This window comes from Pseudomonas sp. MEJ086 (assembly GCF_030209025.1).
Taxonomy (GTDB): Bacteria; Pseudomonadota; Gammaproteobacteria; order Pseudomonadales; family Pseudomonadaceae; genus Aquipseudomonas; species Aquipseudomonas fulva_A.
Map to the genome: position 1 here is coordinate 130,510 of NZ_JARVSV010000024.1, position 23,358 is coordinate 153,867.

Consider the following 23,358-nt stretch of genomic DNA (forward strand, 5'->3'; position numbering starts at 1 on the left):
CCGCGGAACCCAGGGCTCATGCCATAATCCAAGGCACTCTCGCCAGGAAGATGAAGCAAGACCATGCACAAAGGATTGCGACGCGCCGCCACCGCTCTGCTGATTGCCATTGGCCTGTACAGCCTGATCGGTTTCCTCATCCTGCCCGGCATTGCCCTGCGCATCGCCAATCAGCAGCTGGAACAGTATGCGACCGAGCCTGCACGGCTCGATCGGCTACAGCTCAACCCCTTTACCCTCGAGCTGGACCTCTGGGGGCTGCACCTGGGGGCGCCCGGCAAGGAACAGGTCGCTTTCGAGCACCTGGCCGTGAACCTGCAGCTGGACAGTCTGTGGAGCGGTGCCCTGCACCTGGCCGACGTCAAGCTGGTCAAGCCTCACACCGAAGTGCGTTTCGACAAGGACGGCACCCTCAACCTGGCGCAACTGTTCAAACTGCCGGCCAGCGAGAAACAGCCGGAAGAAGCCAGCGAGCCGTTTCCCCTGCGCATCGACCGCATCGAACTGCTGGGCGGCAATCTGCACTTCCAGGACCTGCGTCCGCAGGAGCCGATCGACATCCATTACGATGACCTCAATCTCGAGCTGCGCAACCTCAGCACCCTGCCCGATGACAACGCCGAGATGACCCTGGTGGCCACCGGCCCGGCTGGCGGCCGTATCGACTGGAGCGGCGAGCTGAGCCTGAGCCCGATCAGCTCCAGCGGTACCCTGAAGATCACCGACGAGCCGATGAAGGCGTTCTGGCCCTACGTGCGTGACGCCGTTCCGCTGGTACTGGAGAAAGGCGTCGTGAGCCTGTCCACCGACTACCGGTTGAACCTGCGTGACGGCACCGAGCTGCTGCTCAGCGACGCCCGCATCAAGGTGGCGCCATTCGCCATGCAGGCGCCGGACGGCAAGCCGCTGGTGAAACTGGACTCCCTCGAAGTCAGCGAAACCTCTCTGGACCTGGCCAAGCAGCAGGTGGTGATCGGCAAGGTACGCGGGCAGAAACTGGAAGCCTGGGCGGCCCGCGAGGCCGATGGCGAACTCGACTGGCAGAAACTCCTGGCCGGCAAACCGCAGCAAGCCGCCACGCCGGCGCCTGTGGCAGATGCACCGAAGCCAGAAGCCACTACCACTGCTGGCGACGAGGCACAGCCAGCCGCCAAGCAGCCCGCCAAACCCTGGCAGGTGCAGGTCAAGGACGTGCAACTGCGCGACTACCACGCCCACCTCGTCGACCGCGTGCCGAACGAAGCAGTCGCCGTGGAGCTGGGCCCGCTCGATCTGGACATGCAGAACTTCGACAGCCTCGGCACCTCGCCCTTCGCGCTCAAGCTCGATACCGGGGTCGGCAAACAGGGCAAGCTGCAGGCCGAGGGCCAGGTGCAACTGAGCCCGACCACCGCCAATCTGAAGGTCGCCACCCGCAATATCGACCTGCGTGTGGCACAGGCCTACATCAGCCCCTTCGTGCACCTGGAACTGCGTAGCGGCCTGTTGAGCAGCGATCTTGGCGTCGAGCTCACGGCAACCGAACCTCTGGCTCTGCGTGTTCAGGGCACCGCCCAGATCACCCAGTTGCACACCCTCGACACCCTCAAGGGCCGCGACCTGCTGCGCTGGAAGCAACTGGACCTGGGCGGCGTCGACTATCGCCATGGCGAGCGCCTGGACATCGCACGGGTCGATCTGGAGCAGCCCTATGCACGCTTCATCATCAACGAAGACCTGACCACCAACGTCAATGACCTGATCATCAAGCAACCTGCCGGCAATGCCGCCCAGGCGCAGTCCTCGGCCGCCGCCGAGAAGCCGATGGCGATCCGTATCGGCGAGGTCAGCCTGAAGGACGGCTCGGCCAACTTCGCCGACTTCAGCCTCAGGCCCAATTTCGCCACCGCCGTGCAGCAGCTCAATGGCCGCATCGGCACCCTCGACAGCACCAGCAGCAAACCGGCGCCCGTGGATATCAGCGGCAAGGTCGACCGCTACGCCCCCGTCAGCATCAAAGGCAGCCTGACGCCTTTCGACCCGATGCAGAGCCTGGATATCGCCACCCAGTTCAAGCAGGTCGAACTGACCACCCTGACGCCCTACTCCGGCAAGTTCGCGGGCTACCGCATCCGCAAGGGCCGCCTGAATCTGGACCTGCACTACCGCATCAATGACGGCAAGCTGAATGCCGAGAACAAGGTGCTGGTCGAACAATTGCAGCTGGGCGAAAAGGTCGACAGCCCGGACGCCGTGGACCTGCCGATCCGCCTGGCGGTGGCCCTGCTCAAGGACACCCAGGGGCGGATTTCCATCGAATTGCCACTGCAGGGTGATCTCAACAACCCGCAGTTCAGCGTCATGCCGATCGTCTGGCAGACCCTGCGCAATCTGGTGCTGCGTGCCGCCCAGGCGCCCTTCAAGTTCATCGGCGGGCTGGTCAGCGGTGGCGCCGAGATGGACCTGAGCACGGTGGTCTTCGCCGCCGGCAGCGACGAGCTGGACGGCCAGGCGAAGACGTCCCTCGACGTGCTCGCCACCGCCCTGCAGGAACGCCCGACCCTGCGCCTGGAGATCGAAGGCGCCAGCGCACAGAGCAGCGACGGCCCGCTGATGGCCGCCCAACGCCTGGAGCGCGAATATCAGGACTATCTGTATCGCATCATGCAGCGCCGTGGCGATCAGGTGCCGGCCAGCGCCGACCTGCTGGTCGTGCCCGAGGACGAGAAGGCTCCGCTGCTGGAAGGCATCTACCGCGCACGCCTGAAACAGCAGCCGCCTGCCGAGTGGGCCGAGCTCGACAGTGACGAGCGCACGGTGCGCCTGCGTGATGCCGTGCTCGAATCCTGGAGCGACAGCCGTGGCCTGCTGCGCCAGTTGGCTCAAGATCGCGCTGCGGCGATCAAGGCCTATCTGGTCGATAGCGGCAAGCTGGCGGCCGAGCGCGTCTACCTGCTCGACGTCAGCTTCGGCGAGGCTGCGAACGACGGCCGTGTGGCCACCCCCTTACACCTGGGCAGCGAGTGACGACATGAAACGACTGGGTCTGATGCTGGCGCTTTGCGCCGCCCCATTGCTGAGCCAGGCCGACACCCTGCGCTGCGGCAGCAAGCTGGTGAACCTCGGCGATCGCACCTTCGAGGTGATGCAGAAATGCGGCGAGCCGGCGTTCCGCGACCCTGTCGGCTACACCCTGGGCGGCTACGACAGGCGCGAAACGAATATCGAGGAATGGGCCTACGAGCCCAGCAACGGCATGTTCACCATCCTGACTTTCGAGGGCAACCGGCTGACGCGCATCGAGCGCAAACGCCAGCAATGACGACTATGAAGACACTGATCTCCTGCACCCTGCTGATGCTTCTGGCCGGCACCGCCAACGCGGCGACCTGGCGCTGCGGTAACGCGCTGGCGAGCACCGGCGACAGTACCGCCGAAGTCCAGTCCAAATGCGGCGAACCGAACAACCGCGCGTTCATCGGCTACAAGGACCAGACCGACAGCTACGGCTTCACCCATGAAGTGCAGATAGAGGAATGGAATTACGGCCCGCGCAACGGCATGAACTACTTTCTGCGTTTCGAGGGCAACCGTCTGAACAGGATCGACAGCAAACGCGGCGATTAGCCGCCAGTCGATCGGAACGGGTGGCGGCAGGACACCGTCACCCGCCAGCGATCAGCCGCGCGCGGCTTCGATCGCCTGGATGTAAGGTTCGGACTGACGCTGATCCCTGATCAGGGCGACGAAGTCGTTACCGTCGGCATCCTTGGCATCAAGGTCGTAGCCGGCTTCGACGAAGAACCCCACGAAACGCTCGAAATCGTGGTCACGCAGGCCACGGTAGGCCTTGACCAGCTTGTGCAGCGAGGGCGGCGTGGCATCAGCCGGTTCCACGGCGAGAAACAGCTTGATCTGCTCGTCGCTCACTTCGTCGCCAATCACCTGCTTCTTGTCTTTACGCATCGCTCACTCCAGCAAACCAGACCACACGGGGCGGGCAGTGTAACCCCGGCGCCGCACACGCTCAACGCAGGCGGTCCATCCCGTAGGGCGGTCGTGTGGATCTGTCACAGCCCCTAGCACCCGCCTGACGCGAGCGGTACGCGACCTAAGTCAACAACCACTCCTCCCGCCCGCTCCTATACTGGCGCATGATCAGGTTCCACTGACCGATCAGCACGACCGCGCCAAGGCCCGGCGGCTTGCGCTGAACCATCACCCGTTGCCAGGAAGTGCCACGATGCCCACCCTGTTCGCCGCTTGTCGCCAGAGCCTGCGCGGTTACTCCTGGGCCAGCCTGCGTGGCGATCTGAGCGCCGGCCTCACGGTGGGCATCATCGCCATCCCGCTGGCCATGGCCCTGGCGATCGCCGTCGGCGTGGCGCCGCAACACGGCCTCTACACCGTGCTGGTGGCAGCGCCGCTGATCGCCCTGTGTGGTGGTTCGCGTTTCAACATCTCCGGCCCCACCGCAGCCTTCGTGGTGATTCTGCTGCCGATCACCGGGCAGTTCGGCATCGGCGGCCTGTTGCTGTGCACCATGCTGGCCGGGCTGATCCTGATCGCCCTGGGCTTGCTCAAGGCCGGCCGCCTGATCGAGTTCGTGCCCTATCCGGTCACCCTCGGCTTCACCGCCGGTATCGGCATCGTCATCGCCACGCTGCAGATCAAGGACTTGCTCGGCCTGCAACTGAGCGGGCAGCCGAGCCACTACGTGGAGCAATTGCAGCTGCTGTTCCAGGCCCTGCCCGGCATCCACCTGGGCGACAGTCTGGTGGCGTTGGCCTGCCTGGGCGTGTTGCTGTTGTGGCCACGGCTGGTGCCGCGCATCCCCGGGCATCTGGTGGCACTGACGGTCGGTGCGCTGCTGGGCATGCTGCTGGAGCGAGGCGGTCTGCCGGTGGCGACTCTGGGCGAACGCTTCAGCTACGTCGTCGACGGCGTCAGCTACCCCGGCATTCCACCCTTTCTGCCAACCTTCGCCTGGCCCTGGCATCTGCCTGGCGCCGATGGTCAGCCTCTGGTTCTGTCCTTCGAGCTGATCCGCCAGTTGCTGGCTCCTGCGTTCGCCATCGCCATGCTCGGAGCCATCGAATCACTGCTCTGCGCCGTAGTCGCCGATGGCATGACCGGCAGCAAGCACGACCCCAATGCCGAATTGCTCGGCCAGGGCATCGGCAACCTGGTCGCGCCACTGTTCGGCGGTATCACCGCAACCGCGGCCATCGCCCGCAGCGCCGCCAACGTGAGAGCCGGTGCCCGCTCGCCCCTGGCAGCCATCATTCACGCGGCCGTGGTATTGGCGGCGATCCTGTTTCTCGCTCCCCTGTTCAGCTACCTGCCGATGGCCGCGCTGGCCGCCCTGCTGCTGATGGTGGCCTGGAACATGAGCGAGGCCCATCATGTGGCTCATACCCTGCGCATCGCGCCACGCAGCGACGTGCTGGTGCTGCTGACCTGCCTGCTGCTCACGGTGCTGTTCGACATGGTGCTGGCGGTCGGCGTCGGCCTGTTGCTGGCCGCCGGGCTGTTCATCAAGCGCATGAGCGAACTGACCGACACGCGCAGCCTGCCACGGCACAGCCATCAGGCCCTGAGTGACCTGCCGGAGCATGTACAGGCCCTGGCCATTCGCGGCCCGCTGTTCTTCGGCGCAGCGGAGCGCACGCTGGGCGCCCTGCGCCGCCTCGATCCGCATATCCGGGTGGTGATTCTCGACGTCAGCGGCGTGCCGATGCTCGACATGACCGCCCTCGCGGCACTGCACAGCATCGTGCTGGAGTACCGCAAGCACGGCATCTCCCTGATCGTCAGCGGTGCCTCGCCGTCGCTGCGCCTGAAGCTGCGCCGTGCCGGCCTGCAGAATGCCCACGGCCGCCTGAGCTATGCCCGGGATCTGCCTCGCGCCCGGGCGATCTGCGAGAGCTGGCGATCAGGCGCCAGCGAATAAGCGGGGGCTTACAGGCCGTGTGACCGAGCGCAGTAGTGTTCACACAGACTGCTTAGAGTCCCTTCACCGCATAGATCCCCGGCGCATTGCGCCAATAGCCCTTGTAGTCCATGCCGTAACCGAAGATATAGCGGTCGACGCACGGCAGGCCCACGTAGTCGGCCTTGAGATCGGGGCGCGCCTTGCGGTCGTGATCCTTGTCGATCAGCACGGCGGTGTGCACGTTGGCCGCGCCCGCGTGATGGCAGAAGTCGATGATCGCGCCCAGGGTGTGCCCTTCGTCGAGGATGTCGTCGATGATCAGCACATCGCGGTCGATGAACGAGACTTCCGGCTTGGCCTTCCAGAACAGCTCGCCGCCACTGGTCTGGTTGCGGTAGCGGCTGGCGTGCAGGTAGGACGCCTCCAGAGGGAAGTCGAGCTTGGTCAACAGCTTGCCGGAGAAGATCAGCCCGCCATTCATCACGCAGAACACCACCGGGTTGCGGTCGGCCAGCTCGGCGTTGATGGCCACGGCGACACGGGCGATGGCGGCTTCCACCTCGGCTTCGCTGTACAGGCAGTCGGCTTCGGCCATTACTTGGCGGATGTGAGCGAGATCGGCGGGCATGTCATGTCCTCGTTGGCGGCGATGGTGGGCAGAACCCTGGCTCTGCGGGCATCGATCCGCACGGTTATGGATGGCTCCGGCGCAAGAGCTGATCACCGGGTCAGAAAAAAGGCGGCAACGTTACCCATCCGCCGGGTGAGGCGCAAGCATCCACGGATACGCTCGACCAGTGGCAGGGCCCTTGTTCGCCGATTGTAAAAAGTTCCACATCCGCAGCGCCCACAGCGCAGTGCAATGCTTTAATCTAGCGTGTTTTTTGCCCATTTTTGCCGGAGACCCCGCAATGCCAGTCCTCGAGATCCGCCATCCGCTGATTCGCCACAAGATCGGCCTCATGCGCCGCGCGGATATCAGTACCAAGAATTTCCGCGAACTGGCCCAGGAAGTGGGTGCCCTGCTCACTTACGAGGCGACCAAGGATCTGCCGCTGGAAAACTACGAGATCGCGGGCTGGGCAGGCCCCGTGCAGGTCGAGAAGATCTCCGGCAAGAAGATCACCGTGGTGCCGATCCTGCGTGCCGGTATCGGCATGCTCGACGGCGTGCTCAGCCTGATTCCGGGTGCCAAGGTCAGCGCCGTCGGCGTGGCGCGCAACGAGGAAACCCTGCAGGCGCACACCTACCTGGAGAAGCTGGTACCGGAAATCAACGAGCGTCTGGCGATGATCATCGATCCGATGCTGGCCACCGGCGCCTCGATGGTCGCCACCATCGACCTGCTGAAGAAGGCCGGCTGCAAGGAAATCCGCGCCATGGTGCTGGTCGCTGCGCCCGAGGGCATCAAGGCGGTCAACGAAGCCCACCCGGACGTGAAGATCTACACCGCCTCCATCGACCAGCGTCTCAACGAACATGGCTACATCATCCCCGGGCTGGGTGATGCCGGCGACAAGATCTTCGGCACCAAGCAGAAGGACGCCTGATCGATGCGCGACGAATTCAACGATCCGTTGTGGCGTCAGGTGCTGTCCGGTGCGCAGATGCTCTTCGTGGCTTTCGGCGCCCTGGTGCTGATGCCGCTGATCACCGGCCTCGATCCCAACGTGGCACTGTTCACCGCGGGCCTGGGCACCCTGCTGTTCCAGATCGTCACGGGCCGTCAGGTACCGGTGTTCCTGGCGTCGAGCTTTGCGTTCATCACCCCGATCATTCTCGCCAAGGGCCAGTTCGGCCTGGCGGAAACCATGGGCGGCGTGGTCGCGGCCGGCTTCGTCTACACCTTTCTCGGCCTGGCCGTGAAGATCAAGGGCACCGGTTTCATCGACCGCCTGCTGCCACCGGTGGTGATCGGCCCGGTGATCATTTCCATCGGCCTGGCCATGGCACCGATCGCCGCCAACATGGCGATGGGCAAAGCCGGTGACGGCAGCGTACTGCTGCCCTACAGCACGGCGATGTGGATTTCCATGCCGACCCTGCTGACCACCCTGATCGTCGCCGTCTTCGGGCGCGGCATCTTCCGTCTGGTGCCGATCATCTCCGGCATTCTGGTGGGCTTCGCCCTGTCGATCTACTTCGGCGCCCTCGACCTCAGCCATGTTGCCGACGCGCCCTGGCTGGCGGTGCCGGCCTTCACCGCACCGGCCTTCAACTGGCAGGCGATTCTGTTCATCGTACCGGTGGCCCTGGCTCCGGCCATCGAGCACATCGGCGGCGTGATCGCGGTGGGCAGCGTCACCGGCAAGAACTACCTGAAGAAGCCGGGCCTGCACCGCACTCTGTTCGGTGACGGCCTGGCCACGTCGGCAGCCGGTCTGTTCGGCGGCCCGCCCAATACCACCTACGCGGAAGTCACCGGCGCGGTGATGCTGACCAAGGCCTACAACCCGAAGATCATGACCTGGGCGGCGATCTTCGCCATCACCCTGGCCTTCATCGGCAAGTTCGGCGCCATCCTGCAGAGCATTCCGGTACCGGTGATGGGCGGCATCCTCTGCCTGCTGTTCGGCTCCATCGCCGCGGTAGGCATGAACACCCTGATCCGCCATAGCGTCGACCTCAGCGAGGCGCGCAACCTGGTGATCGTCTCGGTGACTCTGGTGTTCGGTATCGGTGGCGTGCTGATCGGCACCGGTGACGGCCCGGACGACTTCGGCCTGAAGGGCATCGCCCTGTGCGCCATCGTCGCCATCGCCCTGAATCTGATCCTGCCGGGCAACGATGGCTGGAAGAAGAAGAGCGCGGACGACGCGCCAGATATCTAAGCGCTGAGCACCATCGCGCCCGGCTCCAGCAGCCGGGCGCGTGGCCTTACACCATGCTTTGCGGGGCTCGCTCGCAAAGCCGCTTGAGTGCCGCCGCCCAGTCCGGGTGGTCGTTCAGGCAAGGCACCAGCTCCAGGCTCTCGCCCCCCGCTTCCACGAACTGCTCGCGGCCGCGATCACCAATCTCCTCCAGGGTCTCGATGCAGTCGGCAACGAAGGCCGGGCACATCACCAGCAGCTTCTTGACGCCTTGAGCGGCCAGCTCGTCGAGGCGCGCTTCGGTGTAGGGCTCAATCCACTTGTCCTTGCCGAGCCGCGACTGGAACGACACCGACCACTGCTCGGGCCGTAACCCCATGCGCGCAGCGAACGCCTCGGCGGTGCGCTGGCACTGGCTGCGGTAACAGCGCGCCAGCACCTCGTCGCTGACCCCCACGCTGTCAGGCCGACGCAGGTCGTGCTTCGGGTCGATGTGCTTCACCAGCTTGCGGATGTGACGTTCCGGCAAGCCGTGGAAGCTCAACAGCAGGTGATCGAAATCCTTCTGCAGATAAGGCCGGGCACTCTCGGCCAGGGCGTCGAGGTAGTCGGGATCGTCGAAGAATGGCTGCAGGATGGCGAAACGGATCGGCAACTTACGCTCGCGCACCACGCGCTTGGCCTCTTCGATCACGGTCGTGGTGGTGCTGTCGGCGAACTGCGGATACAGCGGCGCCAGGGTGACCTGCTCGATGCCCTGGCTGGCAAGGCGGGTCAGTACGGTTTCCAGCGAGGGCTCGCCATAGCGCATGGCCAGCTCGACCGGCCCATGGGTCCACTGGCTTTTCATCGCCTCCTGCAGACGCTTGCTGAGCACGATCAGCGGCGAACCATCCGGCCACCAGATCGATGCGTAGGCATGGGCCGACTGCGCCGGGCGGCGGATCAGAATCAGCGACACCAGCAACCGCCGCAGCGGCCACGGCAGATCGACCACATAAGGGTCCATCAGGAACTGGTTGAGATAACTCCTGACATCCGCGACGTCGGTTGAGGCCGGTGAGCCGAGGTTGACCAGTAGTAAGGCGTGATCGGTCATGCAATGTCATCCTGTTAATGAAGGCTCAGCAAATCCACCAGAGCCACGTCCAGATGAGTGAAACGAAATTCGAAGCCGGCCTCCTGCGCCCTGACCGGCAGGGCGTGCTGGCCACCCAGCAGAAGCAGCGACATCTCACCCAGGCCGGCGCGCAGCGCAAAGGCCGGTAGCGGCACGATGGCGGGCCGGTGCACGGCATGGCCGAGCTCGCTGGCGAATTCGCCGTTGCGTACCGGGTGCGGCGAGCAGGCATTATAGGGACCGCGCGCCTGCTCCTGCTGCAAGAGAAAATCAATCAGGGCGATTTGGTCGGCGATATGAATCCACGGCATCCATTGGCGGCCACCGCCGATACGGCCGCCCAGCCCGAAGCGAAATGGCGTGACCAAGCGCTTGAGAATGCCACCCTGCTTCGCCAGCACCAGGCCGGTGCGCAGCAGGATCACGCGAATGCCCATGGCCTCGGCCTGCTGCGCGGTGTCTTCCCAGGCCACGCACAGCTGCGCGGCGAAATCGGCGCCCGACGGCGACTGCTCGTCGACGATGTGCTCGCCACTGTCGCCATACCAGCCAACAGCCGAGCCGGACAACAGCACGGCCGGTTTCTGCTCACGGCTCTGCAGCCAGGCCAGCAGGCGCTCGGTCAGTTGAATGCGGCTTTCCCACAGCAGTTGCTTGCGTGCCTTGCTCCACGGGCGGTCGGCGATCGGCGCGCCAGCCAGATTGACCACGGCATCCAGTGGCTCGTCGCCGATATCCTCGAGCCGTCCGACACCCCGTACGCGAGTACCGCAGAGCATGGCCACCTGCTCCGGGCGACGACTCCACACGGTCAGTCGATGCCCCTGTTCGATCCACTGGTGACAAAGCGCGCGGCCGATCAGACCAGTACCGCCGGTGATCAGGATATGCATGGCAGATTCCTCACTGTTTGTGCTCCGGAATTCGACGCTGCTGACAGAGGGCGAATCGCACCTCGGAACAGACCGTCGACAGAAACGGGGAAACTATTGCCGCCCGTGCCTATTCTGAAGAATAGATGCCCTGGCTGCGGATACTGGCCGACCGGACATAAGCTTATACATCAATTGTACATTGTATGAGCCATGTCCAAGGCGTAGCCTTGGGGCCCAGCGGCCTGTCGACATGCAGTTGCGACAGCCCGACAGCACGTGAGGTAGACATGACCAGCACAGCCCCCATCGCCATCATAGGTACCGGCATCGCCGGCCTGTCCGCGGCAGAGGCCCTGCATGCCGCCGGATACCCGGTGCAATTGTTCGACAAGAGTCGCGGCAGCGGCGGCCGCATGGCCAGCAAGCGCAGCGACGCTGGCGCCCTGGACCTGGGCGCTCAGTACTTCACCGCCCGAGACCGTCGCTTCGCCGCTGCCGTTCAGCAGTGGCAGGCCCGCGGCTGGGTCGAGGAATGGACCCCCAGCCTCTACCAGTACGCCAATGGTTCGCTCAGCCCGTCGGCAGACGAGCAGATACGCTGGGTCGGCAAACCGCGCATGAGCGCCATCACCCGCGCCATGCTCGGCGCCCTGCCGGTGAAGTTCTCCTGCCGCATCACCGAGGTGTTTCGCGGTGAACAACATTGGCATCTGCTCGATGCGGATGGCGAAAGCCACGGGCCATTCAGCCACGTCGTCATCGCCACCCCGGCGCCCCAGGCCAGTGCCCTGCTGGCAGCCGCACCCAAGCTCGCCGGAACGGTGGCCGGAGTCAGCATGGAGCCGACCTGGGCGGTGGCGCTGGCCTTCGAAGAACCGCTGAAGACGCCTCTGGAAGGCTGCTTCGTGCAGGATGAGGTACTCGACTGGACGGCACGCAATCGCAGCAAACCGGGCCGCGATACCACCCTGGACACCTGGGTGCTGCACGCCAGCAGCAGTTGGAGCCGCCAACATCTGGATCTGTCCAAGGAGCAGGTGATCGAGCGCCTGCATGGCGCCTTCGCGGAAATGATCGGCTGCGCCGTACCGGCCCCGGTGTTCAGCCTGGCCCATCGCTGGCTGTACGCCCGGCCGGCGGCGGCCCATCAACTGGGTGCCCTGGCCGATGCCGATCTGGGCCTCTACGCCTGCGGCGACTGGTGCCTGTCCGGCCGGGTCGAAGGCGCCTGGCTCAGCGGCCAGGAAGTGGCCCGCAAACTGATCGCGCACAATCAATGAACACCGCCAGGCATCGCCTCACCCCGCGCAAGCTGCTGCTGTCCAAGTGGACGGCAGCCACGCCACAGAACCGCGAAAAGCACTTTCTGGTCACCGAACTGTTCTGCGACGAAGAAGGCACGGTGCTGGAAGTCGAGCTGCAGGCCGTGCTCAGCAAGCGTGCCCAGCGCATCGACTGGCGCGTTCTTCAGGATGCCGACAACTGGAAGATGGGCTGGCGTTGAAACGCCGCCCGTTGGTCCTGTATCGGGTTGAGGCTGTACACAGCATTTGACTTGTACAAGATCGCGCTTAAGATGAAATGAAACTTGTACAAAAATAAATCCTTGTACAAGCACATTCTCGAAGGTGCGCCATGCCCGTCAGCCCGCTCCACCGCGAAAAACCCAAGCTTGGCGTCAGTGCCTGCCTGCTCGGTGCCGAAGTACGCTACAACGGCGGCCACAAGGCCTCCAGGCTGTGCCTGGATCAGTTGCGCGACTATTTCGAGTTCGTCCCCTTCTGCCCCGAAGTCGCCATCGGCCTGGGTACGCCGCGCGAGCCGATCCGCCTGGTCGGCGACCCGGCATCACCCCGCGCCGTGGGCACCGTGCACCCCGACAAGGATCACACCGAGGCGCTGACCGCCTATGGCGAGCAGGTGGCTGCCGATCTGCCGCCAATCTGCGGCTACATCGTCATGCAGCAGTCGCCGTCCTGTGGCCTGGAGCGGGTCAAGGTCTATCAGGACAACGGTCACCCCAGCGAGCCGAAAGGTCGTGGCCTGTACACCGCCGTGCTGTGCGAGCGCCACCCGAACCTGCCCATCGAGGAGGATGGCCGGCTCAACGACCCGGTGCTGCGCGAGAACTTCCTGACCCGGGTATTCACCTACGCGCAGTGGCAGGCGCTTTGCCAGTCCGGCCTGAGCCGCGGCAAGCTGATCGAGTTCCATGCCCGCCACAAGTACCTGCTGATGGCCACCGATCCACTGCGCTACAAACGCCTCGGCCGCCTGCTCGGCGACCTGTCCGGGCAGGATCTGCCGAGCCTGGCGGAGCACTACATCGGCGAGCTGATGATCGCACTGAAACGCTGCGCGACGCGCGGTACGCACGCCAACGTGCTGCAACACCTGAGCGGCTACCTGAAGGGCTCCCTGAGCGCCGGAGAAAAACAGGAAATGCAGCAGCTGATCGGTCAGTACCGGCAGGGCATCGTGCCGCTGGTGGTACCGCTGACACTGCTCAAGCACCACTTTCGGCAACACCCCGACAGCTACATCGCCCAGCAGGTGTATCTGCAGCCGCACCCGGAAAACCTCAGCCTGCGGAACGCCCTATGAACCAGCAGACCTCTGCCGAGCCAGGTGCCGAGACGTATCGCGACGCCATCGCCGACGGCTACCTGCCGATCCGCGACGTCGCCAGCCTGACCGGCGTGAATCCGGTCACCCTGCGCGCCTGGGAGCGCCGTTACGGGTTGATCGTCCCGCACCGCACCGCCAAGGGTCACCGCCTGTACTCCCCGGAGCAGGTGCAGACCATCCGGGCCGTACTCGGCTGGCTCAATCGCGGCGTATCGGTCGGCCAGGTCAAGGGCCTGTTGCGAGCGGATCAGCCGCTGCCCGCCGACCAGGCGTCGCAATGGCAGGAAAAACGTGAACAGCTGTGCCACGCCATCCACCTGCTCGACGAGCGTCAGCTGGACGAACGCTTCAACGCCGAACTGTCGCTCTATCCGCCACAGATTCTCTGCCAGCACCTGCTCCTGCCGCTGCTGATAACCCTCGAAGAACGCTGGCCGCAGCGCCCCGGCGCGAAGACCGAACGGCTGTTCCTGCACAGCTGGTTGCGCAGCAAGCTCGGCGCACGGGTCTACCACGACAACCGTCAGCACAGTGGCAAGCCGCTGCTGCTGATCAATCTCTGCCAGGTGCCGATGTCGCCGCAGCTGTGGCTGTGCGCCTGGCTGATCGGCACCGCCGGCTGCCCGGTCGACGCCTTCGACGGGCCGATTCCGCCCAGCGAGCTGCCCTTGGCCATCGCCCGCCTGCAACCCCGCGCCCTGCTGCTGTTCTGCGAGGCGGACGCCAACCCCGACGCCGAGTCATCACTGCATCACTGGCTCGGCGACCACGGCATTCCCTGCCTGCTGATCGGGGTACAAGACCCGGCACGTGGTGAGCGACTGATCGCCAGTGCGCCACCGGGCGCAGACATTACCTTCATGGCCGATCCGCTGGCAGCGCTGCAGACGCTCGCCGATCGCCATCTGCTCGAATAGGACGACTCATGTTGCAACTGATGTGGTTTCGAACCGACCTGCGCGTCACCGACAACAGCGCGCTGGCCGCAGCCATGCAGGCCGGGCCTACGGTCGCGGTGTTCCTGCTCAGCCCGGCTCAGTGGCGCCAGCACGACGATGCACCGAGCAAGGTGGATTTCTGGCTGCGCAACCTGGCCGAACTGAGGTTGGAACTGCAGCGCCTCAACGTGCCGCTGCTGATTCGCGAGGCGGATCGATGGAGCGCCGCGCCAGAGGTACTCGGTAAACTGGCGCAGGAACTGGAAGCCTCTGCCGTGCACGCCAACGAGGAATACGGCGTCAACGAGGCCCGCCGTGACCGGGATGTCGCCGCCGCGCTGGATGAGCTGGGCATCCACTTCCACAGCCACCTCGACCGCCTGCTGTTCAAGCCCGGCAGCGTACTGACTCGCACGGGCACCTACTTCAAGGTCTACAGCCAGTTCCGTGGCGTCTGTTACCAGCGCCTGCACAGTGCGCTGCCGCCCCTGGTGGCATTGCCGAAAGCCCAGACGAAGCTGAACATCGACGCCGACCAGGTGCCGGACAGCGTTGCCGGCTTCGAAACGCCAAGCCAGGCGCTGCGCGATACCTGGCCGGCCGGCGAGCAGGTCGCTCGTGAACGCCTGCAGCGCTTCGCCGATGAATGGATCGAGGACTATCACGACAACCGCGACTTTCCCGCACGCCCCGGTACCAGCCAACTGTCCGCCTACCTGGCGGCGGGCGTGGTCTCGCCGCGTCAGTGCCTGCACACGGCGTTGAACAACAACCAGGGCGAGTTCGAAAGCGGCAATCAGGGTGCCGTCACCTGGGTCAACGAGCTGATCTGGCGGGAGTTCTACCACCACATTCTGGTCGGCTACCCACGGGTCTCCATGCACCGAGCCTTCCGCCCGGAGACCGAAGCCCTGCCCTGGCGTAACGCCAGCAAGCATCTGCAGGCCTGGCAGGAAGGCCGCACCGGCATCCCGATCATCGACGCGGCGATCCGCCAGTTGCTGGAAACCGGCTGGATGCACAACCGCCTGCGTATGGTGGTGGCGATGTTCCTGACCAAGAACCTGCTGATCGACTGGCGCGAGGGCGAGCGCTTCTTCATGCGCCACCTGATCGACGGCGACCTCGCCGCCAACAACGGCGGCTGGCAGTGGAGTGCCTCGACCGGCACCGACTCGGTGCCCTACTTCCGCATCTTCAATCCGGTGAGCCAGTCCCAGCGTTTCGACCCGGATGGCCGTTTCATCCGCCATTGGCTGCCGGAACTGGCCAAACTCAGCGACAAGGCGATTCACGACCCGCACGCCGGTAGCAAGGGGCAGAAAGGCCTGTTCGGCAGCGGCCCGGACTACCCGTTGCCCATCGTCGACCTGCGCGCCAGTCGCCAGCGCGCTCTGGACGCGTTCAAGAACCTGCCCTCGGCCAGCGAGCTCGCATGAGCGCCTTCAGCAAGCGGATCTGGCTCACCGGTGCCAGCAGTGGCATCGGTCATGCCCTGGCAGAACGCTTGCTGCGTGATGGTCATCACCTGGCCCTGAGTGCACGCCGTGAAGAACCGCTGCGGACCCTGGCGGCACGTTTTCCTGACCAGGTACTGGTGTTGCCCGGCGACCTCAATGAAACCGCCGAGGTCAACGCCATTGCCGCCCACCTCACCGAACAGTGGGGCGCACTGGACTGCGCGATTCTCAACGCTGGCACCTGCGAGTACATCGATGCCAGCAACTTCGAAGCAGACACGGTGGAGCGGGTAATGCGCACCAACCTGTTCTCGGCCAGCCACTGCATCGTCGCGGCACTACCGTTGCTGCGCCAGGCCGAGTCGGCGCACCTGGTCGGCGTGGCCAGCGCGGTCACCTACGTGCCGCTGCCTGGCGCCGGTGCCTTCGGTGCATCCAAGGCGGCGTTGCGTTATCTGCTCGAGTCCCTGCGCGTGGACCTCGCCCAGGAAGGCATCGCCGTCACCGTGGTCAGCCCCGGCTTCGTCGATACGCCGCTGACCGAGAACAACGATTTTCCCATGCCCATGCGCTGGTCCGTGGGCAAAGCCGCCAATCACATCGCCGACAGACTCGACGCTCGCCCGTTGGAAATCGCCTTCCCCGGCCCGTTCATCGCTGCACTGGGCCTGCTCGGCCGGCTGCCCGCCCGGTTGCAACTGGCACTCGGCAAATGGCTGGCCCGCAAGGACCGCGACACGTAATGAAACCACCGGGGCGGTTGCAGCGCAGCCCGCCACGAAGGCACCATCGCCGTTCTTGCACAGCCGTCGCTGCCATCAGCGGCTGATTTATCGCGACTATCGGAAATTCTCGGTGCCCAGAAACCTGCTCAACGCGCTGCTCTTCGCCATCGGCTGGTTCGCCTGCATAGCTGGCGGCGGCCTCTGGTTGTGGTTGGTGGCAGTGATCATGCTGGTGCACCTGCTGCATATCGGCAGCTGGCAACGCGAAGGCAAGCTGCTGGTGAGCGTGTTCCTGTTCGGCAGTGCGGTGGACAGCTTTCTGCTGCAGTTCGGCCTGTTCGACTTCGGCGAACCGCGCCAGTTGATTCCCCTCTGGCTGGCCCTGACCTGGCTGCTGCTCGGCAGCACCCTGTGCCATTGCCTGGCCTGGACCGCTCGCCCCTGGTGGCGCGCCAGCCTGCTGGGCGCCTGCCTCGCGCCGCTGCACTATTACGCGGCAGCCAGCCTCGATGGCGTGAACTTCCCTTATGGCAGCGCTGCCACCCTGATTCTGCTGGCACTGATCTGGGCGGCCATGCTGCCGGTGCTGCATGGCTTCGCCCGACTGCATGCAGCGAACAACCACTCGGCTTGAACCCACGCCTTGCGACGGCACCTGGCGTAAACTACGCCGATGAGCGCCAACCACTACATCCCCCACACGCAGATTCCCGAAAGCACCGAGGTCAGCTGCAGCACCTGCGCGGCCTGCTGCTGTCAGCTGGAAGTCATGCTGATCACCGATACCGGCGTGCCGGAGCGTTTCATCGACAACGATGACTGGGGCGGCGAGGTGATGCGCCGTCTGGATGACGGCTGGTGCGCGGCCCTGGATCGCGACACCATGCGCTGCACCATCTACGAGGTGCGCCCATTGATCTGCCGCGAATTCGAACTGGGCGCCCCCGAGTGCCTGGAAGAGCGTCGCGGCATTTCCAGCATCTACCGCTGACAGCACGTCAGCCAACTGGCCGTGAACGTGCGGCGAGCATAAAAAACCGGGCGCGAGGCCCGGTTCCGGTATTGCGAGAAAGCCGCTTAGAAATTCAGACGGTAATGCACGGCATAAGACTCGACGCCATCGTTGGGCTTCTTGATGCCGGCGTTGGAATAGTGGATCGCACGAATACCGACTTCATGACCACCGGCGAAACGCAGGCCCGCGCCGATGCGATCTTCGAACTGGAACGAAGAACCCAGGTCATTGGACTCGAGTTTGGTGCTGGAGAACGCTGCCACACCGATACCGGCTTCCAGGTAGGGTTTGACGTTCTGCCCGGCGAACTCGTAAACGAACACCGGTGCGAAGGAAACACTGTGGTTGGTCGACGTGTCGTCACCTTCCCAGTAGGTGTAGCCGGCGTCCCAGTAGCCGCCCAGATGGCCGACACTGCTTTCGAACCAGCGGCTGTTGAAATCGAATTGAGCACCGAGACGGTAAACCATGGTGGAATCACCAGACTGACCCACGGAAAAGGTCAAACCTGCGGCCTGAACTGCTGTTACCGAGCCAAGAGACAACGCAACTGCAGCGGCCAAGCCAACCAGCTTCTTCATTGGAAACATCCTTTTTATAGGGATCACGGATTGTTTTAAGTGCGGCACGGGGAAAACTATAGTTACAGACTTTAGCTAAGTTCCATTTGTTCTAAAAATATTTAATGGCCATTGGCCCACGGGCGTTTCCAGCGCGTGCCTGCCAGCCCCCGGGCTAGAGCCCTGCACGGCAGCGTTTGGGGAGAGGTGAAAACGATGGCGGGTCGGAAGACCGCGGCTGACCGGCTGTTCAGAAAAAGCCGTTTACCCGTTCGGCATGGCCCCACAAACGCGGCATGACGTTCTGCATGAGTGCGGGATCGCCACTGCACCAGAAACGGTCTGGCGCTGCCGGGCCGGCAGCCAGTAACCCTCTCTCCCCCAACAACCGTTGCAGTTGCCGGGCGACGGCGGCGCCGGTGTCGATCAGGCTGATCGACGGGTCCAGCCATTGGCTCAGCAAGGGCTTGAGAAAAGGGTAATGGGTGCAGCCGAGAATCAGCGTGTCGCAGCCCTCGGCAAGCAGTGGGTCGACATAGCCGCGCAGCAACGCATGCAGCCGCGGATCGTCCAGCTCTCCCGCTTCGATCAGCTCCACCAGGCCTGGACAGGGCTGAGTGACCACCCGCACATCGCTGGCGAACTGGTCGAGCAGCGCGGCGAAGCGTGCGCTTTTCAGCGTGCCGGTCGTCGCCAGCACGCCGACCACGCCGGAACGGGTCGCAGCGGCAGCCGGTTTCACCGCAGGCTCCATGGCGACGATGGGCAAGTGCGGGTAAAGCGAGCGCAGTTCGGCGACGCCGGCCACGGTCGCGGTGTTGCAGGCCAGCACCAGCGCCTTGGCCTCGCGGGCCAGCAGGAACTCGGCGATGGCGCGGCAACGCTCGCGGATGTACTCGGCGCTCTTTTCGCCATAGGGCACATGACCACTGTCGGCCACATACAGCAGCGACTCCTGCGGCAGCAGGCTGCGGATCTCGCGCAGTACGGTGAGGCCGCCAACACCGGAATCGAACACCCCAATCGGCGCTTCACTCATGGGCATTGCCCGCACAGACCGCACACCCCGGATCGCGCTTGACCCGCAGCTCGCGAAAGCGCGAGCCGAAAGCATCGATCAGCAGCAACCGCCCCACCAGTGGCTCACCGAAACCGGCCAGCAACTTCAGCGCTTCGAGAGCCTGCAGGCTGCCGACCAGGCCGACCAGCGGGCCCGCCACACCGGCTTCGCTGCAGGTCAGCTCGGCTTCGCTGCCATGGCCGTACAGGCAGTGATAACAGGGGCTGTCGGCGCGTCGCGGGTCGAACACCGACAACTGCCCTTCCAGGCGGATCGCGGCGCCACTGACCAGCGGCCTGCGGGCAGCGACACAGGCCGCGTTGACCGCCTCGCGGGTGGTGAAGTTGTCCGAGCAGTCGAGTACCAGATCGACCGCCGTCACCGCTGCGGCCAGGGAGTCCGCATCCAGCGCCTGGCGGTGGGCACGCAGCTGGATCCCCGGGTTGATCGCCGCCAGCCGCGCCAGCGCCGAATCCACCTTGCTCTGCCCGATGCTCGCGGTGTCGTGGGCGATCTGCCGCTGCAGGTTGCTCAGGTCGACGCTGTCGAAATCCGCCAGGTGCAGCTCACCGACCCCGGCCGCCGCCAGATACAGCGCTACCGGCGAACCGAGCCCACCGAGGCCGACGATCAGCACACGGCTGCCCTTGAGCCGCAGCTGGCCGTCGATATCGACCTGCGACAGCAGGATCTGCCGGCTGTAGCGCAGCAGCTCTTCATCACTCAAGTGTTCATTCATGCGGCCACCGCCCCAGGCTGATGCGTTCATGACTGGCCAGATCGCGACGGCTGTGAACCTCGGCAAAACCGCGCTGGCTCAGCAACGCACGCACCGCCTCGGCCTGATCGAAGCCATGTTCGAGCAGCAACCAGCCGGGAGCCATCAGATGCGCCGGCGCCTGCTCGATGATCGAACGGATATCGTCCAGCCCATCGACGCCCGATACCAGCGCGCTGCTCGGCTCGAAGCGCACATCGCCCTCGCCCAGATGACGGTCGTCACTGGCGATATAGGGGGGGTTGCTGACGATCGCGGCATAGCGCTCGCCGCCCAGCCCTTCGAACCAGTGGCTGGATAAAAAGGCGGCGTTGTCCAGGCCGAGGCGCGCCCGATTGCCTTGCGCCAGGGCCACGGCCTGCTCGACCCGATCGACGCCGGTCACCTGCCAGGCCGGGCGCTCGCTGGCCAGGGCCAGGGCGATGGCGCCGCTGCCGGTGCCCAGGTCGAGCACCCGCGCCGGGCCGCCCGGCAGCAACGCCAGCGTGGTTTCCACCAGCAGCTCGGTATCGGGGCGTGGAATCAGGGTATGCGGCGCGACGTCCAGATCCAGGCTCCAGAAGCCCTGTCGGCCAAGAATGTAAGCCACCGGCTCGCCCTCACGTCGGCGCGCCAGGCTGGCCGCGAATCGCCCAGCCGCGTCGGCCTCGACCTCACGATCCGCCCAGGTGCGCAGATAGCTGCGCGGCTTGCCAAGGGCATGGGCCAGCAACAGCTCGGCATCCACACGGGCGCTGGGCGAGTCCGGCAGTTCGGCGGCGTTCAATAGAGACTCAATGGAAGCCATGACGCACCGCCTTTCGTGGGAACTCGCTTGCCAGCGAAGTCGTTCGCGCGATGAGCGCCGGCAAGCCGGCTCCTACAGGAGATTTATCGATCACGTATGCACCGTCCACGACATCCTTCCTCAAGCCCACTCGGGGCTCAATCGCTCAGCGCGGCCAACTGGTCGGCCTGGTATTCGGCGAGCAGCGGTTCGATCACCGCGTCGACGCCACCGGCGATCACTTCGTTGAGCGAATACAGGGTCAGGTTGATGCGGTGGTCGGTGACCCGGCCCTGGGGGAAATTGTAGGTACGGATACGCTCGGAGCGGTCACCGGAACCGACCAGCAGCTTGCGCGTGTCGGAAATTTCCTTGTGCGCGGCGGCGTCCTGCTGGTCCTTGAGCTTGGCCGCCAGCCAGGCCATGGCCTTGGCGCGGTTCTTGTGCTGCGAGCGCTCTTCCTGACACTCGACCACGGTACCGGTGGGAATGTGGGTGATGCGGATCGCCGAATCGGTGGTGTTGACGTGCTGACCACCGGCGCCCGAGGAGCGATAGGTGTCGACGCGCAGGTCGGCCGGGTTGATCTCGATGGCCATCTGCTCGTCCGGCTCGGGCAACACCGCCACGGTACAGGCCGACGTATGAATGCGCCCCTGGGACTCGGTTTCCGGGACGCGCTGCACACGGTGCGCGCCGGATTCGAACTTGAGCTTGGCGAACACGTTGTCGCCCTCGACCCGGGCGATCACTTCCTTGAAGCCGCCGTGCTCACCTTCGTTGGCCGACAGCACCTCGACGCGCCAGCCCTGCTTCTCGGCATAGCGCGAGTACATGCGGAACAGATCGCCGGAGAAGATCGCCGCCTCGTCACCGCCGGTGCCGGCACGCACTTCGAGGAACACGTTGCGACCGTCGTTGGGGTCCTTGGGCAGCAGCATGCGCTGCAGGCTGTCTTCCAGCTCGAGCAGGCGAGCCTTGGCGGTGTCGACTTCTTCCTCGGCCATTTCGCGCATGTCCGGGTCGCTGTCCTTGAGCAGCGCCTGGGCGCCCTCCAGATCGGCCTGTACCTTGCGGAACTCGCGGAACGCCATGATCACCGGTTCGATCTCGGCGTATTCCTTGGAATATGCGCGGAACTGGTTCTGGTTGCCGATCACTTCGGCATCACCGAGCAGGGCCGTGACCTCTTCGAAACGATCCTGCAAAACGTCGAGTTTATTGATCAGCGAAGCTTTCATTGCATGCCTTTGTTGGACGACGCGCCTTCTTCGAGGGCGAAGAGTTCCTGGGCCACGCCAAGCGCATCGGCGCGCCCGTCGGCGGAGAATTTTTTCAATTGCACGCTGGGCGCGTGCAGCAACTTGTTGGTCAGGCCGCGGGCCAGTTGCGCCAGCACGTCTTCGGCGGCGGCACCGTTGGCGAGCATGCGCTGGGCACGGGCCAGTTCATCGTCGCGCAGGCGCTCGGCCTGCTGCCGGTAAGCGCGTAACACATCCACCGCGGCCAGCTCGCGCAGGCGCACCATGAAATCATCGGCACCGACGGCGACCAGCTCTTCGGCGGCCTGGGCTGCGCCCTGGCGGCTCTTGAGATTTTCCTCGATGACTTCGTGCAGGTCGTCGACGGTGTACAGATAGACATCGTCCAGCTCACCGACCTGAGGCTCGATGTCGCGCGGCACGGCGATGTCGACCATGAAGATCGGCTTGTGCTTGCGCTGCTTGAGGGCACTTTCCACCGCGCCCTTGCCAAGAATCGGCAACTGGCTGGCGGTGGAACTGATGACGATATCGCTGTGCGCCAGTTCCTGGGGAATATCGGAAAGCAGCACGGCGTGGGCGCCGAACTGTTCGGCCAGGCTGCTGGCGCGTTCGAGCGTACGATTGGCCACGACGATTCGCTTGATCCCCTGATCATGAAGGTGACGGGCGACCAGGCTGATGGTCTCCCCCGCGCCGATCAGCAGCGCCTGGCTGCGATGCAGGTCGGCGAAGATCTGCTTGGCCAGGCTCACGGCGGCGAACGCCACCGATACCGGGTTCTCGCCGATGGCCGTGTCGGTACGCACCTGCTTGGCGGTACTGAAGGTGGCCTGGAACAAACGCCCCAGCAACGGCCCGAGGGTGCCGGCTTCACGAGCCACGGCGAAGGCCGACTTCATCTGACCGAGAATCTGCGGTTCGCCCAGCACCATGGAGTCGAGGCCGGACGCCACACGCATCATGTGACGAACTGCCGCATCGTCTTCGTGAACGTAGGAACAGGCTCGCAGCTCGTCGAGGCTCAAATGGTGGTAATCGGCCAGCCAGCCAAGCACCGCATCGACGCCCGGGCCGTCCTGTTCCAGATACAGTTCGCTGCGATTGCAGGTCGACAGAATCGCCGCCTCACGGCTCGGCGTGTGCCGGCAAAGCAGCTGCAGCGCCTCTACCAGCTGCTCCGGGGTAAAAGCCACGCGCTCGCGGACGTCCACCGAAGCGGTCTTGTGGTTGATACCGAGGGCGATAAAGGCCATGCACGTCGCTGACAGGGGGGTGGAAGCCGCCAATTGTCCTACTTCGGTCGAGGTAGGACAACCATTGCCCACCGCATCGCGACGATAGCCAACATCGATCGCCGGCAATGAGAATTACTCAACCCGCCACACCGGCAGGGCATGCCCGCCGAAGCCCGACAGGCCTGATTGACCTCTATATGCAGTCGACC

24 protein-coding genes are annotated in these 23,358 nt (G+C 64.7%); 14 read left to right on the forward strand and 10 right to left on the reverse strand.

All coding sequences use genetic code 11. The annotated features are described in order from the left end of the window. Nucleotides 1–63: 63 nt before the first annotated feature. Genes QRN22_RS15700 through QRN22_RS15710 form a run of 3 tightly spaced genes read left to right on the forward strand, consistent with a single transcriptional unit; the run spans nucleotide 64 to nucleotide 3,606 of the window. Nucleotides 64–3,006, forward strand: a complete 2,943-nt coding sequence (locus QRN22_RS15700; protein WP_042556241.1) for a DUF748 domain-containing protein — start codon at nucleotides 64–66, stop codon at nucleotides 3,004–3,006. Nucleotides 3,007–3,010: 4 nt separating this feature from the next. Beyond that, entirely contained in the window at nucleotides 3,011–3,301 is a 291-nt protein-coding gene (locus QRN22_RS15705) for a DUF2845 domain-containing protein (protein ID WP_042556240.1), read from the forward strand. Next, nucleotides 3,298–3,606 carry a DUF2845 domain-containing protein gene (locus tag QRN22_RS15710; protein ID WP_042556239.1) on the forward strand — a complete coding sequence of 103 codons (309 nt, stop codon included), beginning with the start codon at nucleotides 3,298–3,300 and terminating at the stop codon, nucleotides 3,604–3,606. The genes QRN22_RS15705 and QRN22_RS15710 overlap by 4 nt, the downstream gene beginning before the upstream one ends. Nucleotides 3,607–3,657: 51 nt before the next feature. Here the strand turns inward: QRN22_RS15710 and QRN22_RS15715 are convergent, their stop codons facing one another. Further along, entirely contained in the window at nucleotides 3,658–3,945 is a 288-nt protein-coding gene (locus QRN22_RS15715; RefSeq protein WP_042556238.1) for a PA4642 family protein, read from the reverse strand. A 277-nt stretch (nucleotides 3,946–4,222) separates the two neighbouring features. Between QRN22_RS15715 and dauA the strand changes: the two genes are divergently transcribed. Then, nucleotides 4,223–5,932: a C4-dicarboxylic acid transporter DauA gene (dauA, locus tag QRN22_RS15720; protein WP_042556237.1), complete on the forward strand. Its 1,710-nt coding sequence runs from the start codon at nucleotides 4,223–4,225 to the stop codon at nucleotides 5,930–5,932. Nucleotides 5,933–5,984: 52 nt separating this feature from the next. Here dauA and QRN22_RS15725 read toward each other — a convergent pair whose 3' ends face one another. Continuing rightward, a complete protein-coding gene (locus QRN22_RS15725) occupies nucleotides 5,985–6,542 on the reverse strand; it encodes a hypoxanthine-guanine phosphoribosyltransferase (protein WP_042556236.1) in 558 nt (185 codons plus the stop codon). Between the two features lie 283 nt (nucleotides 6,543–6,825). Here QRN22_RS15725 and upp point away from each other — a divergent pair, with 283 nt between their 5' ends. Beyond that, nucleotides 6,826–7,464, forward strand: coding sequence for a uracil phosphoribosyltransferase (gene upp, locus QRN22_RS15730; RefSeq protein WP_042556235.1), 639 nt, complete (start codon nucleotides 6,826–6,828; stop codon nucleotides 7,462–7,464). 3 nt (nucleotides 7,465–7,467) lie between these two features. Next, nucleotides 7,468–8,745, forward strand: coding sequence for a uracil-xanthine permease family protein (locus tag QRN22_RS15735; protein ID WP_042556234.1), 1,278 nt, complete (start codon nucleotides 7,468–7,470; stop codon nucleotides 8,743–8,745). 46 nt (nucleotides 8,746–8,791) lie between these two features. Here QRN22_RS15735 and hemH read toward each other — a convergent pair whose 3' ends face one another. Next, nucleotides 8,792–9,823 carry a ferrochelatase gene (gene hemH, locus QRN22_RS15740; RefSeq protein ID WP_042556233.1) on the reverse strand — a complete coding sequence of 344 codons (1,032 nt, stop codon included), beginning with the start codon at nucleotides 9,821–9,823 and terminating at the stop codon, nucleotides 8,792–8,794. A 14-nt stretch (nucleotides 9,824–9,837) separates the two neighbouring features. Further along, the gene (locus QRN22_RS15745; protein ID WP_042556232.1) at nucleotides 9,838–10,737 is read right to left on the reverse strand and encodes a TIGR01777 family oxidoreductase; all 900 of its coding nucleotides are present in this window, start codon (nucleotides 10,735–10,737) and stop codon (nucleotides 9,838–9,840) included. Between the two features lie 269 nt (nucleotides 10,738–11,006). Between QRN22_RS15745 and QRN22_RS15750 the strand changes: the two genes are divergently transcribed. From QRN22_RS15750 to QRN22_RS15785, 8 genes are all read left to right on the forward strand, one after another. Then, entirely contained in the window at nucleotides 11,007–11,999 is a 993-nt protein-coding gene (locus QRN22_RS15750) for an NAD(P)/FAD-dependent oxidoreductase (RefSeq protein WP_042556231.1), read from the forward strand. Next, the gene (locus QRN22_RS15755) at nucleotides 11,996–12,223 is read left to right on the forward strand and encodes a TIGR02450 family Trp-rich protein (protein WP_042556230.1); all 228 of its coding nucleotides are present in this window, start codon (nucleotides 11,996–11,998) and stop codon (nucleotides 12,221–12,223) included. Before QRN22_RS15750 ends, QRN22_RS15755 begins: the two co-directional genes overlap by 4 nt. Nucleotides 12,224–12,354: 131 nt before the next feature. Then, a complete protein-coding gene (locus tag QRN22_RS15760) occupies nucleotides 12,355–13,323 on the forward strand; it encodes a YbgA family protein (RefSeq protein WP_042556229.1) in 969 nt (322 codons plus the stop codon). Further along, nucleotides 13,320–14,264 carry a MerR family transcriptional regulator gene (locus QRN22_RS15765; RefSeq protein ID WP_042556228.1) on the forward strand — a complete coding sequence of 315 codons (945 nt, stop codon included), beginning with the start codon at nucleotides 13,320–13,322 and terminating at the stop codon, nucleotides 14,262–14,264. Before QRN22_RS15760 ends, QRN22_RS15765 begins: the two co-directional genes overlap by 4 nt. Before the next feature lie 11 nt (nucleotides 14,265–14,275). Continuing rightward, on the forward strand, nucleotides 14,276–15,724 hold the full coding sequence (gene phrB / locus QRN22_RS15770) for a deoxyribodipyrimidine photo-lyase (RefSeq protein ID WP_042556286.1): 1,449 nt from the start codon (nucleotides 14,276–14,278) through the stop codon (nucleotides 15,722–15,724). Next, nucleotides 15,721–16,488, forward strand: coding sequence for an SDR family NAD(P)-dependent oxidoreductase (locus QRN22_RS15775; RefSeq protein ID WP_042556227.1), 768 nt, complete (start codon nucleotides 15,721–15,723; stop codon nucleotides 16,486–16,488). Before phrB ends, QRN22_RS15775 begins: the two co-directional genes overlap by 4 nt. A 112-nt stretch (nucleotides 16,489–16,600) precedes the next feature. Continuing rightward, entirely contained in the window at nucleotides 16,601–17,104 is a 504-nt protein-coding gene (locus tag QRN22_RS15780) for a DUF2878 domain-containing protein (protein WP_042556285.1), read from the forward strand. Nucleotides 17,105–17,143: 39 nt separating this feature from the next. Beyond that, nucleotides 17,144–17,461, forward strand: coding sequence for a YkgJ family cysteine cluster protein (locus tag QRN22_RS15785; protein ID WP_042556226.1), 318 nt, complete (start codon nucleotides 17,144–17,146; stop codon nucleotides 17,459–17,461). An 86-nt stretch (nucleotides 17,462–17,547) separates the two neighbouring features. On the opposite strand, the gene QRN22_RS15790 is transcribed toward QRN22_RS15785, so the two are convergent. From QRN22_RS15790 to hemA, 6 genes are all read right to left on the reverse strand, one after another. Continuing rightward, a complete protein-coding gene (locus tag QRN22_RS15790) occupies nucleotides 17,548–18,066 on the reverse strand; it encodes an acyloxyacyl hydrolase (protein WP_042556225.1) in 519 nt (172 codons plus the stop codon). Nucleotides 18,067–18,295: 229 nt separating this feature from the next. Continuing rightward, nucleotides 18,296–19,084 (reverse strand): glutamate racemase, encoded by a 789-nt coding sequence (gene murI / locus QRN22_RS15795; protein ID WP_042556224.1) that lies wholly within the window; start codon nucleotides 19,082–19,084, stop codon nucleotides 18,296–18,298. Next, nucleotides 19,077–19,844, reverse strand: a complete 768-nt coding sequence (locus QRN22_RS15800) for a molybdopterin-synthase adenylyltransferase MoeB (protein WP_042556223.1) — start codon at nucleotides 19,842–19,844, stop codon at nucleotides 19,077–19,079. Before QRN22_RS15800 ends, murI begins: the two co-directional genes overlap by 8 nt. Further along, nucleotides 19,837–20,670, reverse strand: coding sequence for a peptide chain release factor N(5)-glutamine methyltransferase (gene prmC, locus QRN22_RS15805; protein ID WP_042556222.1), 834 nt, complete (start codon nucleotides 20,668–20,670; stop codon nucleotides 19,837–19,839). The genes QRN22_RS15800 and prmC overlap by 8 nt, the downstream gene beginning before the upstream one ends. Nucleotides 20,671–20,807: 137 nt before the next feature. Next, nucleotides 20,808–21,890, reverse strand: coding sequence for a peptide chain release factor 1 (prfA, locus tag QRN22_RS15810; protein WP_042556221.1), 1,083 nt, complete (start codon nucleotides 21,888–21,890; stop codon nucleotides 20,808–20,810). After that, a complete protein-coding gene (hemA, locus tag QRN22_RS15815) occupies nucleotides 21,887–23,167 on the reverse strand; it encodes a glutamyl-tRNA reductase (RefSeq protein ID WP_042556220.1) in 1,281 nt (426 codons plus the stop codon). Before hemA ends, prfA begins: the two co-directional genes overlap by 4 nt. Between the last annotated feature and the right edge of the window lie 191 nt (nucleotides 23,168–23,358).